The sequence below is a fragment of the Arthrobacter sp. KBS0703 genome, assembly GCF_002008315.2.
Classification (GTDB): domain Bacteria; phylum Actinomycetota; class Actinomycetes; order Actinomycetales; family Micrococcaceae; genus Arthrobacter.
In genome coordinates this window covers 897,134-911,704 of record NZ_MVDG02000001.1, presented here as the reverse complement: position 1 = coordinate 911,704, position 14,571 = coordinate 897,134, and the positions used below count along the sequence as shown (strand labels likewise).

Annotated in this window: 14 protein-coding genes and 1 other RNA gene; 8 read left to right on the top strand and 7 right to left on the bottom strand. The window is 65.2% G+C overall.

What is annotated here, in order from left to right:
• Positions 1–77 precede the first annotated feature (77 nt).
• The 6 genes from B1A87_RS04285 to B1A87_RS23590 all read left to right on the top strand — a co-directional run bounded on the left by B1A87_RS04285 (position 78) and on the right by B1A87_RS23590 (position 3,245).
• Positions 78–836: a class I SAM-dependent methyltransferase gene (locus B1A87_RS04285; protein WP_078027967.1), complete on the top strand. Its 759-nt coding sequence runs from the start codon at positions 78–80 to the stop codon at positions 834–836.
• A 31-nt stretch (positions 837–867) separates the two neighbouring features.
• Positions 868–1,581, top strand: a complete 714-nt coding sequence (locus B1A87_RS04280; protein WP_078027968.1) for a metal-dependent transcriptional regulator — start codon at positions 868–870, stop codon at positions 1,579–1,581.
• A 62-nt stretch (positions 1,582–1,643) separates the two neighbouring features.
• The gene (locus B1A87_RS04275) at positions 1,644–2,114 is read left to right on the top strand and encodes a CrcB family protein (RefSeq protein ID WP_347032835.1); all 471 of its coding nucleotides are present in this window, start codon (positions 1,644–1,646) and stop codon (positions 2,112–2,114) included.
• On the top strand, positions 2,111–2,476 hold the full coding sequence (locus B1A87_RS04270) for a CrcB family protein (RefSeq protein ID WP_078027969.1): 366 nt from the start codon (positions 2,111–2,113) through the stop codon (positions 2,474–2,476). The genes B1A87_RS04275 and B1A87_RS04270 overlap by 4 nt, the downstream gene beginning before the upstream one ends.
• A gap of 172 nt (positions 2,477–2,648) precedes the next feature.
• Positions 2,649–3,011, top strand: coding sequence for a hypothetical protein (locus B1A87_RS04265; RefSeq protein WP_078027970.1), 363 nt, complete (start codon positions 2,649–2,651; stop codon positions 3,009–3,011).
• A gap of 99 nt (positions 3,012–3,110) precedes the next feature.
• The gene (locus tag B1A87_RS23590) at positions 3,111–3,245 is read left to right on the top strand and encodes a hypothetical protein (RefSeq protein ID WP_258064271.1); all 135 of its coding nucleotides are present in this window, start codon (positions 3,111–3,113) and stop codon (positions 3,243–3,245) included.
• 73 nt (positions 3,246–3,318) lie between these two features.
• Here B1A87_RS23590 and B1A87_RS04260 read toward each other — a convergent pair whose 3' ends face one another.
• Positions 3,319–4,302 carry a S1C family serine protease gene (locus B1A87_RS04260; protein ID WP_078027971.1) on the bottom strand — a complete coding sequence of 328 codons (984 nt, stop codon included), beginning with the start codon at positions 4,300–4,302 and terminating at the stop codon, positions 3,319–3,321.
• A gap of 123 nt (positions 4,303–4,425) precedes the next feature.
• Positions 4,426–5,889 (bottom strand): esterase family protein, encoded by a 1,464-nt coding sequence (locus B1A87_RS04255; RefSeq protein ID WP_144275721.1) that lies wholly within the window; start codon positions 5,887–5,889, stop codon positions 4,426–4,428.
• A 307-nt stretch (positions 5,890–6,196) separates the two neighbouring features.
• On the opposite strand from B1A87_RS04255, the gene B1A87_RS04250 reads away from it, so the two are divergent.
• Complete coding sequence (locus B1A87_RS04250; protein ID WP_185982233.1) at positions 6,197–7,477, top strand: esterase family protein; 1,281 nt, start codon at positions 6,197–6,199, stop codon at positions 7,475–7,477.
• The gene (locus B1A87_RS04245; RefSeq protein ID WP_078027974.1) at positions 7,474–9,990 is read left to right on the top strand and encodes a bifunctional lysylphosphatidylglycerol flippase/synthetase MprF; all 2,517 of its coding nucleotides are present in this window, start codon (positions 7,474–7,476) and stop codon (positions 9,988–9,990) included. Before B1A87_RS04250 ends, B1A87_RS04245 begins: the two co-directional genes overlap by 4 nt.
• 105 nt (positions 9,991–10,095) lie before the next feature.
• Here the strand turns inward: B1A87_RS04245 and ssrA are convergent.
• From ssrA to ftsE, 5 genes are all read right to left on the bottom strand, one after another.
• Positions 10,096–10,464: a transfer-messenger RNA gene (ssrA, locus tag B1A87_RS04240) on the bottom strand.
• A gap of 92 nt (positions 10,465–10,556) precedes the next feature.
• Positions 10,557–11,027, bottom strand: a complete 471-nt coding sequence (gene smpB, locus B1A87_RS04235; RefSeq protein ID WP_078027975.1) for an SsrA-binding protein SmpB — start codon at positions 11,025–11,027, stop codon at positions 10,557–10,559.
• Positions 11,028–11,136: 109 nt separating this feature from the next.
• Positions 11,137–12,522, bottom strand: a complete 1,386-nt coding sequence (locus tag B1A87_RS04230; protein WP_078028192.1) for a peptidoglycan DD-metalloendopeptidase family protein — start codon at positions 12,520–12,522, stop codon at positions 11,137–11,139.
• 256 nt (positions 12,523–12,778) lie between these two features.
• Complete coding sequence (ftsX, locus tag B1A87_RS04225) at positions 12,779–13,693, bottom strand: permease-like cell division protein FtsX (protein WP_078027976.1); 915 nt, start codon at positions 13,691–13,693, stop codon at positions 12,779–12,781.
• The gene (gene ftsE, locus B1A87_RS04220) at positions 13,690–14,490 is read right to left on the bottom strand and encodes a cell division ATP-binding protein FtsE (protein WP_078027977.1); all 801 of its coding nucleotides are present in this window, start codon (positions 14,488–14,490) and stop codon (positions 13,690–13,692) included. Before ftsE ends, ftsX begins: the two co-directional genes overlap by 4 nt.
• Positions 14,491–14,571 lie beyond the last annotated feature (81 nt).

The following is a 14,571-nucleotide window of genomic DNA, read 5'->3' as shown; positions in this document are numbered from 1 at the left end:
CGCCGGCAAATGCGGCCGGCAGCTCCATGCGGTAAATTCGAAGGGTAAATTTTCGGCATGGGCTAAGGAGACTGCACGTGGCACGGGGTGGTCCCAAACTCGATCACGGGCGGCGGCAGGAGCTCGGGCACAGCTTTCAGGACGGCGGCGAGCACTACCACCGCGTCCGCCCCGGCTACCCTGCTGACTCCGCGGATTGGCTCATTCCCGCCGGCTCCCTCACGGCCGCGGACCTGGGCGCCGGCACCGGCAAGTTCACCACGCTCCTGGTGGAACGCGGCCTCGCTGTCACCGCTGTGGACCCCTCGCCGGACATGCTCGGCCAGCTCCGCGCCGACCTCCCTTCGGTGGCGGCGCTGGAAGGGACCGCAGAGAACACCGGACTGCCCGCGGCTGCCTTCGACGTCGTCACGGTCGCCCAGGCATGGCACTGGTGCGATCCCCTGCTGGCCAGCGCCGAGATCGCGCGAATCCTGAAAACTGGCGGCGTTCTCGGCCTGATCTGGAACCAGCTGGACACCTCCGTGCCCTGGGTCCACCGGCTCTCCCGCATCATGCATGCAGGGGATGTCCACAAGCCTGACTTCCGTCCCCGGATAGGCCCGGAGTTCACCGGACTGGCAAGCCACCTGACCCGGTGGGAGGATCCGGTCACACCGGGCGACGTCCTTGAGCTGGTCAAGTCGCGCAGCTACTATCTTCGGGCGAACGACGCCACCCGGGCCAAGGTCACCGGCAACCTCGACTGGTACCTCCACGAACATCTGGGGCACGCAGAAGGCGAGCAACTGCTCCTGCCCTACCTCACCCAGACATGGCGGGCAGCGAAGGCATGATGGCGCACCGGCACCGGGTAGGCTTGGATCCGTGAAGACCAGCACGCCCTCCTCCTCGATCGAGGACTACGTCAAGGTCATCTATTCCTTCACGGAGTGGCAGGACAAGCCCATTACGTCCACCCAGCTGGCACAGCGCCTTGGCGTCGCCAACTCCTCGGTCTCCGAGATGGTGCGCAAGCTCAAGGACCAGGGCCTGGTGCTGCACAAGCCGTACAGCGCCATCACGCTAACGGCAGAGGGCGTCCGGCTGGCTCTCTCCATGGTGCGCCGGCACCGGCTCATTGAAACGTACCTCGTGCAGGACCTGGGCTACAGCTGGGATGAAGTCCACGATGAAGCCGAGCAACTGGAGCACGCGGTCTCGGACACCTTCATCGAACGGATGGCGGCCCGGCTGGGAAACCCGACGCGGGACCCTCACGGTGATCCCATCCCCTCCGCCGACGGCACGGTGCAGATGCCCTCCGCCCACCGCATGAGCGAACTCGACGACGGGCACACCGGCAGGATCACCCGGATCAGCGACGAGAACCCGGAGCTGCTCCGCTACCTCTCGGCCGAAAAGATTGACCTTGACGCGGACGTCGAGGTCAGGGGCCGCAAGCCGTTCGGTGGCGCCCTGGTGGTGCGCATCGGTACCGCCGGGACGAGCCGGGACTTCGATCTCGCGGAAGAAGTCGCCTCCGCGCTGTGGGTGCACAGCGACTCCGCCCATGCCGGCTGCCGGATGGCCGGGATCTGAATGATCGGCCTCAGGGCAGCCCTCCTCCGGGTGAACGGCCCCGGCGCGGCGGCGGTTTGCCGGTGAAATCCAGTCCGCCGCTGAAGCGCGCCGCCGGTGACGGCGCGTCCGCCGTGAAGTCGGCCGCCGGCCACGGGTGGCGGGCCTGGGCGGCTGTCGCCGCGGGCGGGCTGCTGGGGACGGAGCTACGGTACGGGCTGGTCATGCTGTTCCCCGAGGCCGGCGGGTCGGTGCCGTGGACCACGCTGGGCATCAATGTTGCCGGCAGCTTCGTCCTGGGCGCGCTCACCACCATCTGGATCGCCCGGCCGCACACCGCCTTCTGGCTCCGCGCCGGCATCGGCCCGGGCGTGCTCGGGTCCTTCACCACGTTCTCGGCACTCATCATTTCAGTGGACCGGCTGGCCAGTGAGGGACTCCCCGGCGTGTGGGTTGCCTACCTGTGCCTTTCGGTGGTGCTCGGGCTGGGCGCCGCAGCAGCCGGCTGGCGGGTCGGCAAAGTGCTGGGCGGCTTGAATCGGGGCCGCACGTGACCGCGCTTTTGGTAGGCCTGTTCGGCATGGCCGGCGCCCTCATCCGGTTTGGCGTGGACAGCCTGTTGGCCGGCCGGGCAACTCCCCGGCGCCACTGGCCCTGGGCAACCCTCCTGGTCAATATCGCCGGATGCCTGGTGATCGGGCTGTCCATCGGCATCAGCAGCCGGTTCGGCCCGGAATGGCACGCCGCGCTGGCCACCGGCCTCGCGGGCGGCCTGACCACTTTCAGCTCATGGACCACCGCGACCGTGCGCCTTGTCAGCGAGCAGCGCTACCTTGCTGCGGCGCTCAACATCGGCGCCAACCTCCTCACGGGCCTGGCCGCTGCGGCTGCCGGGATCGCGCTGAGCGGCGGGTAGGCCGCCGCAACCGGTGCCGACCTCCCGCGGCTGTGCGGCAGCGCGGCCGCGGCAATGTCGAGGATGGCGATGAACGACGCCACGATCGCCACGGTCAAGACGTGTCGCTGAAGGCGGGTTGGAGCAGCGCTCCGGCCCGCACCGGTCATGCCTTACCGTATCGTTGACTGTGATGATTAACAGACGTGATGCGGCTATTGCCCTTGATGTACCCCTGGAAATGGCACAGCGCCACGGCATACCCAAATGGCTGTCGGAGGCCGAGCTGGGTGAAATCCTGGACAACCCCCCGCAGTGGCTGCTCCAGTCCCGTGCCAACCGGACCGGCAAGCGGCCGGTGTGGGTGCATCTGACGTGCGACGTCTGCGGTTATTCGGAAGCGGCCAGGCCCAAGAAGTGGTGGCCGGACTTCACGTACGTCAGCTGCGCGCATCACAGCCCGGCCGAAATTCCGCCGCCGGCGCCGGGGTTCGTGCGCAGCGAGTTCGACGGCGTGGGCACCCGTTTCGTGGGCATCGCCGACGTCTCAGCCTGACTCGGAAGCTCCCACATCCCGCAGTTACATTCGGCATGAAACAGGCGTAATTTACGTATGGAGGGGCATTCTCGTGCCCCTCGGACGAGGGAGCACGCCATGCCGGACAAGACACCGCACCAGCAGCAGCAGAAAAAAGCGGGCAAAACCATCAAGCAAAAACGGGCGGACAAGAAGGCCAAGGGACCCATTGAAGGTGCCCCGGACCCGGTCGCGCACCTGAAGAAGCGCTGACCGCAGGTGCCGTCGAACAAGAAAGCGGGGCCGGATTCCGGCCCCGCTTTTTTGGCTGCTCGTCTGTTGCCGGCTAGCCGCCGTCGGCCATTTCGCCAGGCACGGCAACAATTTCCTGTTCGCGTCCGTCACGGAGGATGGCAATACTCATCGGTACCCCGATGGCCTCCGCAAAGAGGAGTTTCTGCAGGCTTTCGGCATTGCTGACCGGCCGTGAGCCTGCCCTGAGCAGCACGTCCCCGGCCCGCAGGCCCGCCTGCTCTGCGGGGGAACCCGACAGCACTTCAACAACCCGCAGCCCTTGGCGTTGCCCGGTACGGACCACGGCGCTTGCACCCAGCCGGATCGGAGTGCTGACCACGCCAAGGTATGCCCGCCGCACGCGGCCGTCAGCCAGCAGCGCCGAAATGATGCGTCGGGACGTGGTGTTGATGGGTACGGCCAGTCCCAGGCCTGCGCCGGCCACCGCGGTGTTGATGCCCACGATCCGGCTGCGGGCATCGGCCAGCGCACCTCCCGAACTGCCGGCGTTGAGCGCGGCGTCCGTCTGGATGACGTCCTCGATGACACGCCGGTTGCGGCCGGCCCAGACAGGAATGGCGCGGCCCAGCCCGCTGACCACACCCGCCGTCACGGAGCCGGCGAGTCCGAGCGGATTGCCGACGGCGATGACCAGTTGACCCACGCGGAGGGATTCCGCATCGCCGAATTCCGCCGGGGGCACATGCGGCGCCCGCCCGCGGATCACGGCGAGGTCCGACAACGGATCCGCCCCGACCACCTCAAGGTCCGTTCCGGAACCATCGGCAAAGACTGCCCGCCCCTTCTGCGTCCCGGCCACCACATGCGCGTTGGTGAGCAGGTAGCCGTCCTCCGTGAAGAGCACGGCTGACCCTGCGCCGACGCGGAATCTGCCGTTTCGCCGGTTTCCGGTCATCTCGATGGCGGCGACATGCGGCGTGACCGCTTGGGCCACCCTGATCACCGTCTCTGAGTAGGCATCCAGCGGCGCGTCGTCGCCGACGGAATCGGATGAGCTTGCAGGCGCCGTGGACATGGTGCGCCTCCCTTGGCCTGTCATAGGTGTGATGCGGATTGAGTTGCTACCTGAAACAACTCCGGCAGCACGCCGGGTACTCCCGGATGCGCTACGCCGTTGGTGAACAGCTGGGCGCCGGCCTCAGCTCTGGGCGCCCGGCGTCTTTGTGCCAGGCGCAGTTGTATCGGGCGCCGAGAGCCCGAAGCGTGGGTAAAGGAGCGGCAGCCCCGTCGTCACACCGTAGTCAAGGGCATCCCCTCGGTGGCCGATGCCGCTGCCAACAAAGCGCCGGGTGGCCATGCCGGCTGCCTTGGCGTCCGCTGCCGCTGTTCTCGCCTGGGCACTGTAAACGGGGTCCAGGGAACCGCTGGTGAAGATGGCGAGTTCGTTGGAATACTTGTGCGCTTTGAGGATGTTGGCGGGTTCCTCCGCGGCGAATGCCGCGTGGTTCCCCTTGAAGATCGTGTTGATCGTGTTGGCTTCGGTTCCGTTGAGCGGCTCCAGTTCGCCTGATATGTCGAGAATGGAGGCGAAGAGGTCAGGGCGCTTCGCGCCGAACGACAACGCACATTCCCCGCCGTTGGAGTAACCGCCCACTGCCCATTCAGTGTGGTCGGCGTCGACATTGAGGTTGCTCCGGACGAAGTTGACGACGTCAGTGGTCACGTAGGTATAGACGTTGCCGCTGTCCGAATCGACGCACACAGGGTTGTGGAACGGATTGCCGAGCTGGTCGACCGTCAGCAGCAGCGGGGCCAGGCCGTGGTGCTGCCGGGCAAGGGCGTCGAGTTCCCGCACCGCCGACCTGTCCTGCTCGGGGCCGCCGGGCTGTCCCATCATCATGACAATAATGGGCAGTGCCGGCGGATTCGGGACCAGCGCCGCCGGCGGCAGATAAAGGTGGGCGTCGCGGGCGCGGAAGCCGGACGCAGGGGCAGGGATTGAAATCGGGCCGTCACGGCCCGCGGCGGGCATGCCGGCGGGAGCTTTCCACGTCTTCCACAGCGGGCCGCCGGTCTCAGCTCTGGAACTCAGCTTCGGCAGGGCCAGGGGACGGGCGGGGTTGAGGTCCAGGAAGGCGCCCACGGTGGCGTTGAGACCGTAGGCCGCATTGATGCCAAGGGCCGCCGTCGCAGCGAATAGCAGAATGGAAACTCCGGCCGCAAGCTTGCGCCGCCAGTGTGAATGCCACATGTTCAGCAGTGCCAGCGCCACCGAGCCGAAGAGTGCTATGACCCAGGCGTGCGTGTCGGGATCCAGGGCCAGGCCGAAGACGTTGAGCCAGCCCTCGCAGACATAGAGGGTAAGGACACCCGCCAGGGAGCCGCCTGCCAAGGCGGCGACCGCGCTCAGGAGCTGGCGACCCTGGAGATGACGGCGCCGGCGTTTGAACTGCCGGGGAATCGAGCCCACCGGAATCGAACGAAGTGCAATCGAACGCCGCGGTACCAGTCGCCGGACCCCGGCAGCCGATGCAGGGACCTGCCGCCGGCGGGCCGGGCCCGCCGGCCGGATCAACAGATACACGACCGCCAGAAGGCTTGCCGCGTCGAATGCGTAGAGCAGGGGTTTCTGCAGAATATTCAGGTCCAGCAGCGGCAGCATCTTGCCTCCTTGCGTACAGCCCCCTGGCGCTCCGCCCAGGATGAGAGTAGGACCGGAACCTTACAGCCGGCTGAATGTTGGCGTGCTGGCGCCTGAGTCTTCCCTGCCCCGGGCTGACCAAAGCAGCCCGTTGCCTGTCTCACAAGCAGCCAGCGGAACAAACCGGCGTCGTGAAGCGGCGCGGGAAGCGCCGTGCGAATGCCCAGATTATCCCCAGTAAATGCCCAGAATCCGTGACTATCGTGAAGACGCCGGAAGTATGACCTGGAGGATTCTGTTGCAAACCTGGCTGTATTCAATCAGTCTTTTGGAGGGGTGGTTTCCGGATACCCTGGCCGTTCTCTGCGCTGTCTCCATTGTCTTCCTGCTGCTGCGCCGGCGCCCCGGTTGGTGGATCTTTGCCGCCGTTTCGCTGACCGCTTCGATGGCAGGCTGCTTCGGCCTGGCGTGGCTGTTGGTTCACGTCTTCTACGTGTGGCCGGAAGATCTTCCGCCGGAGGTAGTGGCGTGGGCCGGTGTCGGAGTTTTTGCCGCAACCGCCGGCGTCGGAAATATTCTCTTGGGCGGCCTGCGGCACGCCCTCCTGGCTCCGGTCGCTGCCCTCGTGGTCCTCAGTCTCTGCGGGCTGCAGATCAATGCCTACTTTGGTCTGCTCCCGACGGTCGGCACGTTGTTCGGCGTCTCCGGGTCCTCGCTTCTGCCGCTGGAGTCCGCCTTGAAGAAGCACGGCGACCGGATGTCCTTCGAAAGCGCGCCGATCTACGACCACTGGCACGAACCTGGGCATTTGGCTGCCACCGGCGTCATGCGCCATGCGGAGATCCCGGGGACGGTTTCGGGATGGCATGGCCGGCACGCCCATATCTACCTGCCGCCGGTGTACCTCCTGAAGAACCGGCCCAAGCTCCCGGTCCTTGTTCTGGTTGGCAGCCAGCCTGGCTGGCCGGGGGTATGGGCCGTCAGCGGGGACCTCGTCCGGATGATGGCCGTTTTCGCGGCCAGGCACCACGGTCTGGCTCCGGTGGTTGTCATTCCTGATCCCAATGGGACCGAGGATGGCAACACGATGTGCATGGACACCACCATTGCCAAGACGGACACCTACATGAGCGTTGACGTGCCCGAATGGATCAAGCACAACCTCGACGTGGACTCGAACCCGCAGCATTGGGCCGTGGGCGGCTTTTCTTTCGGCGGCACCTGCGCCGTCCAGATGGCTACCCGGCATCCTCGCATTTACCCCAACTTCATGAGTTTTGGCGGTGAGCGGGAGCCCGCCCTGGCGATTTCACGCCAGCAGACAGCCAACGAGGCGTTCGCCGGAAACCTCGCTGCGTTCACGGCCGAAGTCCCGCTGACGCTGCTGGCCAAACACCACTACGCGGACAGCTTTGGATTCTTCGCGGCGGGGGCCGACGATCCCGAGTTCCGGGGCAACGCCGTCGTGCTGGCCGCGGCCGCTGCCAAGGCGGGAATGCACGTCAAATCGGAAATCGTCCCGGGTGCCGGGCATTCGTGGAAGGTCGTGTTGGATTCAATGCAGTCGGCGTTGGATTTCCTGGCACGGCCGATGGGGCTGGCCCCGTGACGAAAGGGGCCGGTTGGCGGGCACCGCTGCGGGCCGCCGTGCGGTTGCTGCGCAGCGTCCCCTTGGCCTCCTTGCTGGCCGCTGTCATGTGGGCCGCCGCCGCCGGAACCCGTTCCGTGGTGTCCGGGCCGCCCCCGGAAGTGCGGCGGCTGGTGGCGGAGAGCTTCGACGCTGCCGCCCGCGGGGACTGGTGGGCACCTCTCCTTTCCATCTTCTTTACCGGAAACCTGGCCTCGTACCTTCTGGCCACGGCGATCATCCTGGGATGCGTCGGGCTCGCGGAAGCCACGATGGGCACCCTGCGGACAGCCCTGGCCTTCTTCGGCGGCCATCTGGGCGCCCTGGTCCTGCATTTCACTGTGGTCCTGGCCGGTTCGGCCCTGGGCAGCGACTGGCTCGCGGGCATGCGGCCCGGGGCGATCATCGGCCCGTTCGCCGGATCGCTGGCAGCGCTGATGGCGGCCACTCCGCTGCTCAGCGCGTTGTGGCGGCGCCGGCTGCGCTCGGTCACCGTAGCCGTCACGCTCATGCTGCTGCTGTACGTCGGGCATCCGCAGGCGCTGGCCAGTTTTCTGGGCATCCTGTGCGGCCTTGGCCTGGGCCGGGTTCTTCACGAACCGCCGGAGGGAGCCCGCCTGCCCCGCTCCACGAGCCGAGAGACGAGGGCGCTGCTGTCGATGATGGTGGCAGTCTTCGCCGCAGGGCCGGCGATGGCAGCCCTGGCCCAGGCACCGTCCGGGCCCTTGGCTATCCTCCGCGATCTGATCGTCAATCCGATTCCGACCATCAGCCAACTCCAGGCCAATTGCCGGGCAGCCGTCGACCTGAGCTGCGCGCAGGTGCTTCACAGCCCCGGCCTCAACGGCCCGGGAGGTGAGGCGCTGTCGCTGGTCCCGCTGCTGGTGCTGCTCGTCTGCGCGGAAGGCCTGCGGCGCGGAAACCGTTTGGCGCTGTGGGCAGCGATCGCCGTCCACCTGGTGATCGGAGTCCTCTCGGCCATCCACCTGCAGCTCTTTTCACTGTTCGGGAGCTACATGCGCAGCGCAGGCCGGGTGCTCCCCGTGGAGTCGGGGATTGTTGAGGTGCTGCCGGTGGTCACTGTGCCGTTCGTCATCGCCGGGCTGCTTTTCTTCAACCGGCGGCATTTCATCGTCGATCCCGATCCTCTCCTGCGCCGGCGAACGGCGATTCTGCTGCCCTCGCTCTTTGCCGTCTTCGTCACAGGCTATGTGATCGCGTGGTTCGCAGAGGACAACCATCACCGGAGAGCGGGACTGTTTGCCCTCCTGGCCACACTTCCGAGGATGTTCCTGCCCTACCCGTTCTCCTTCCGGTATTCGGTGTCAGTGTTCCCGCACGGCTTCTTTTCCACCCTGCTCTTCAGCTACGGGGGCGCCGTCTTCTGGCTCGTGTCCGTCATCAGCGTGTTCGTGCTGTTCCTCAGCCGGCGGCTGAGGAACATCCGCCCGGACAACGACTTCTCCAAGGCCAGGGAACTGGTCCGCCAGGGCGGAGGCTCGCTGTCCTGGATGGCCCTGTGGCCGAACAACCGCTATTGGTTCAACGCTGCCCAGACCGCGGGCGTGGCCTATCAGGTGCACTATAACGTTGCGTTGACTATCGGCGGGCCGTTCGGGCATCCGAAAGACGCCGGTGGCACGGCCGAGGAATTCACTCGCTTCTGCGGCGCCCAGTCTCTGGCCCCGTGCTGGTATTCGATCACCGATGACAACTGGGAGCACCTGCGGAGGCTCGGCTTCCGCCGCGTCGCCGTCGCGGAGGAGACGCTGCTGCCCATCAGGGAAATCGAATTCAAGGGCAAGGAATGGCAGAACGTCCGCACCGCGCTCAACAAGGCCCGGAAGCTGGGAGTCACCGCCCGGTGGTCCACCTACAGCGAGCTGAGCCTCGGGCTTCGGACGCAGATCCACGAGATCTCGGAAGCGTGGGTATCCGAGAAGGCCCTGCCCGAGATGGGGTTCACGCTGGGCGGCCTTGAAGAACTCAAGGATGACAATGTACTCATTGGGCTTGCCGTGGATTCAAACGGGAAAGTGCACGGCGTGACCAGCTGGCTGCCGGTGTTCCGGCGCGGACAGGTTGTCAGCCGGACCCTCGATTTCATGCGGCGGAGTCAGGAGGGCTTCCCGGGCGTCATGGAGTTCCTGATCGCCTCTGCCGTGATCCACTTCAAAGAATCGCTTGACGTCCTCTCGCTCTCCGGGTCCCCTCTTGTCCCTCCGGCGGCGTCTGCAGCTCATTCTTCGGCGCCGGCTGACGGCGATGCCCTGGGCAGGTTCCTGGCCCTGTTGGGGAGGGGCCTCGAGCCGGTATACGGTTTCCGCTCTCTGGCGGCCTTCAAGGCGCGGTTCCGGCCGCGGCACCGCACGCTCTACATGATGTATCAGGATCCGCTGTGGCTTCCGTGGATCGGCCGGGCGGTCACCGAGGCATACATGCCGAACACATCCCTGCGGCAAACGGCGAAGCTGCTCCGGGAAATCATGGCGTGAGTCTGTCGGGCACCAACCCGGACGAAGAAAAACACCCCGGTCCGAAGACCGGGGTGTTCCCGATGACTCGACACATCCGTGAAGGATGTCCCGACTCACCACAAAATGTGGAGATGGGGGGAATTGAACCCCCGTCCGATGTCGTGTTGTCAGGGCTTCTCCGGGCGCAGTTCGCGTCGGATTTTCTCGGCCCCAGCCGTCCTGCAAACAGGCGGCTGATCCGGGCCCAGTCATCTAAGAGTCCCGTCTGCCCCGATGACGGGGGCAAACAGCAGTGGCTATCTAAATGACGCCAGGATCCGGGGCAATAGCAACCTCGGGCTGACGGACTGTCTTACTGCTTAGGCAGCAAGAGCGAAGTCAGTGCGCTTAGAATTGGCACTTATTGGTTTGCAGACAGCGTTTACGAGATAATTCTGCATCCTCGGCCCGCTTCACCTGTCGCGACTAACATCGTCGAAACCGATCATCCCCGTATTTTGTTACCAAGCCGGCGGGGCCAACGGTACACGTACCAGATCCCTGCCGGACTACCCATCATAACGCATCTTTGCGGCGAATAATTCCTACCGGCGGTTGCGGTCCCTCATGACCCGAAGAGCTTCGCGCTTGTCCTGCTGTTCCCGCAGCGTCTGGCGCTTGTCGTACTCCTTCTTGCCCCTGGCGATGCCGATTTCCACCTTGGCCCGGCCGTCCAGGAAGTACAGCTGCAGCGGCACCACGGTAAAGCCGGATTCCCGGATCTTGTGCGAGATTTTAATGAGCTCCTCGCGATGCAGCAGCAGTTTGCGGCGCCTGCGGGCGGCGTGATTGGTCCAGCTCCCCTGGTTGTACTCGGGGATATGGATTCCCTCCATCCACAGCTCATCGTTGTAGAAAGTGCAGAAGCCATCAACCATCGAGGCGTGGCCTTCGCGAAGGCTCTTCACCTCGGTGCCCATCAGGGCGATGCCGGCCTCGTAAGTGTCCAGGACATGGTAGTCATGCCGGGCCTTCCGGTTGGTGGCCACTACCTTACGGCCACTTTCTTTGGGCACGGTAGAACTCCTCAGATCTCAAAATTTTGGCTGTTCCGGGGCTCCGGAGCAAGGTCACACCAGTCTACGGCAGTCATCCGGGCGCGGCTGCGAAGGCCGGGAGCCTGCCTCAGAGCAGGGTCATCGGGTCCACCGCTACCCCGTTGAGCCAGGTCTCGAAGTGCGAGTGGCAGCCCGTGGAGTTTCCGGTGGTGCCGGAGTAGGCAATGAGCTGACCCTGGCTGACATGCTGGCCTGGAGAGACGGTGACGCTGCTGTTGTGGTAATAGATCGTGGTCAGCGAGTTCCCCTGCACCACGCCGTGGGAGATTTTGACGTTGTTGCCGCCGCCGTCGTCCGCCCAGCCGGCAGAGAAGACGGTGCCCGCTGCCGGGGCATACACAGGAGTGCCGCATGCGGCCCCAAAGTCGATGCCGGTGTGCATGTAGCCGCCCTGGCCGTAGAAGTCGACGGTTCCGGGCGGCGTTGCCCGCCAGCCGAATCCGGACGTGATGGGCACGCCGTCGGAGAACGGGTGACGGAGCCCGAAGGCCGACGGCGGACCGGTCACCGGCGCATACGGCTTCGGCGTTTCGCCCTTGGCCTTGGCCGCCGCCGCGGCAACGGCTGCGAGGCGGCGCTGCTCCGCCTCCCATGCTTCACGCAGCTTCCGGTCACGTTCGACGATCTCGGCGGCCACGGCGTCCTGCCGGGCCTTGACGGTCGCAAGTTTCTTCTGGATTCCCGGCTTGGCGGCTTCGAGTTCCTTGTTGAGCCGGGCGGTGTCGGCGATGAGCTTGTCCACCTGGGCCTTCTTGGCGGCTGCCTCGTCCCGGGCTGCCTTCTCCTTGGCCAGCGCGGCGTCGGCTTTAGCTTTGAGGTCCCTGATCTCCGCTTCGACCGCTTCCAGGCGGGCCCGGGAGTTCACGTTGGTGGCGTTCTGCTGGGTCAGCTTGTCCATGGCCGAGTTCTGGCTGCGCATGGCCTGGTCTGCCAGGTCGATGGTGTCCGTGAGGCTGCCCGTGTTGTTGGAGCCGAAGAACAGCGTCAGGTTCGACGGCACGCCGCCGGACTTGTAGGCCTGCGTGGCAATCTGGCCAATGAGTTTCTTGGTGCTGGCGATCTTCTGCTTGTCCGTGTCCAGCTGCTGGGCGATCTTAGCCTTGTTCTGCTGGGCAAGATCCACCCGGGCGGCGAGTGCCTCAACCTCTTTCACTGCGCTGGCCACACGGCCCTGCGCCTCTAGCAATGCCTGCTGGGCGGCCGGGAGCTGGCCGCGGAAGAGGACCAGGTCGGCCGCAGCCTTGGAGATTTTTGCGTCCACGAATTCCAGGGACTGCTGGACCCGGGCCGCCTCAGCCTTGAGGGCGGCCTGCTGGTCTTCGAGATCGTCGGCGAAGGCTGCCGGAGCCGAGGCAGCCAAGCTGGCCGCCAGCACCAGCGCGAGGGCTGCACTGACGATCCTGCGTTGGCGTCCCGCCGGAGCGGTCCGCGGGAGCCGGGCGGACTTCGCCATCATGGGCATTCCTTCAGTTCGACAGTGCGCACAGCGAGGAGACTCCAGAGCAATATCGCGGGGACATTGACAATGAAGCTGGAGCGGACGAGGAGATTTCCTCTGGTGCTCGGTGTCTTGTCATGTGAATTTCTCATTGGATTTCTCCCAAGGCTGCCTGTTTGCTCACGCCGAGCGCTGCAGCCAATTCTGACCGGCCTGCCCCTTCCTCATGCGCAGATTTTGCCCAGTTTTCAAGCAGTTGTTTACGCATGGACTACACCCTCAAGTATCGGCGGAGTGTCAGAAGAGATGAAGTACCCGCGAGGACCACGCCCAGTCCGACAAGGGCGGGAGCCAGGAGCAGCGTCTGCGCGGGGGAAATAAATGCGGTGTCCGGGTACTGCTTGGACATGTACTCACCCAGGAAGAAATGGGCGACGGCCCACAGTGTTCCCGATGCGAGGGCTGCGCCGATGACGGCGGCAATCACGCCCTCGAGGATGAACGGCAGCTGGATCACTATCTTTGAGGCGCCTACGAGCCTCATGATTCCCGTCTCGCGCCGCCTGCTGAACGCCGAGAGCCGGATGGTGGTGGCGATGAGCAGGATGGCGCAGACCGTCATCACGCCGGCAATGCTCACCGCCACGAGTGACGCGGCGTTCATTACGGAGAACAGCCGTTCCAGGACCTGCCGCTGATCAATGACCGTCTCTACCCCGGGCTGCGAGGCGAACGTCTCGCTGATGATCTGGTACTTTTCCGGATCCTTCATGTTGATCCGGAAGGACGCAGGAAGCTGGTCGGGCGTGACGGAGTCGACGATGGGCGAGTTCGAAAACTGCTCCTTGAAGTGCTTGTAGGCATCTTCCTTGGACTCGAACTGGAAGTCGTTGATGTACTGGGAAACCGCCGGCGACTTGAGCAGGGTCCGCAGATTTTCCTGCTGCTCGGGAGTGACCGTTCCCGTGGCGCAGCCGGCCGCCGTCGACCCGTCACCGCAAAGGAAGATGGCGACCTGGACTTTGTCGTACCAGTAGCCCTTCATTTGGTTGATCTGCAGCTGGAGCATTCCGGCGGCGCCGACGAACGTCAGCGACACGAACGTCACCAGGATGACGGACACCACCATGGAAAGGTTCCGGCGCAGGCCGCTGCCGATCTCGCCGAGGATGAACTGGAGCCTCACAGCTGGTCCTCCCCTGAACGCGGGGAGCGGTCCGGCCGGGAAGGGCCGGAATCCGCGGCGTCGTCCCGTCCGCTGGCATCCTTGAGCCGGCGGGACTGGCCGACGACGGGAATCATCGACGTGTACAGGGCGCGCGCTTCGTCGCGGATGACCCTGCCGTTCTTGAGTTCCACCACGCGTTTGCGCATTTCGTTCACGATGTCGTCGTCGTGGGTGGCCATTACCACCGTGGTGCCGTTCTGGTTGATCTTGTCCAGGACACCCATGATGCCCATGGAAGTGGTGGGATCCAGGTTGCCGGTGGGCTCGTCCGCCAGCAGGATGCCGGGCCGGTTGACCACTGCGCGGGCGATTGCCACGCGCTGCTGCTCGCCGCCGGAAAGTTCGTGCGGCATGCGCCGCTCCTTGCCTTCGAGGCCAACGGTCTTCAGGACCTCGGGGACGGTGTCCCGGATGACGCTGCGGCTTTTGCCGATGACCTGCATCGCGAACGCGACGTTCGCGAAGACGTTCTTCTGCGGCAGCAGGCGGAAGTCCTGGAAGACGACGCCGATCCCCCGGCGGAGCCTCGGCACGCGCCAGCTGGAGATGTTGGCGACGTTCTGGCCTGCGACATAGACGATGCCGGAAGTGGCGCGGTCTTCCTTGAGGACCAGGCGCAGAAATGTTGACTTGCCGGATCCCGACGCGCCGACGAGGAATGCGAATTCCCCACGGTCGATTTCAAGGCTGACAGCGTCCAGCGCAGGCCGGGCGTTCTGGTCGTAGACCTTGGTGACATTTTCGAAACGGATCATGACCCTATGTACCCTGCAGGACGCGGCTTTGTGGGCATGGTCTGCAACCGGTGCGGGGGCTTTCTCTTGGGGGAAGTAGAG

What these genes read in the sequence shown, in the direction of transcription:
- B1A87_RS04265 (WP_078027970.1), top strand. Translation starts at nt 2,649, where the DNA reads ATGATTAACAGACGTGATGCGGCTATTGCCCTTGATGTACCCCTGGAA.
- B1A87_RS23590 (WP_258064271.1), top strand. Translation starts at nt 3,111, where the DNA reads ATGCCGGACAAGACACCGCACCAGCAGCAGCAGAAAAAAGCGGGCAAA.
- B1A87_RS04260 (WP_078027971.1), bottom strand. Translation starts at nt 4,302, where the DNA reads ATGTCCACGGCGCCTGCAAGCTCATCCGATTCCGTCGGCGACGACGCG.
- B1A87_RS04255 (WP_144275721.1), bottom strand. Translation starts at nt 5,889, where the DNA reads ATGCTGCCGCTGCTGGACCTGAATATTCTGCAGAAACCCCTGCTCTAC.
- B1A87_RS04230 (WP_078028192.1), bottom strand. Translation starts at nt 12,522, where the DNA reads ATGGCGAAGTCCGCCCGGCTCCCGCGGACCGCTCCGGCGGGACGCCAA.
- ftsE (WP_078027977.1), bottom strand. Translation starts at nt 14,490, where the DNA reads ATGATCCGTTTCGAAAATGTCACCAAGGTCTACGACCAGAACGCCCGG.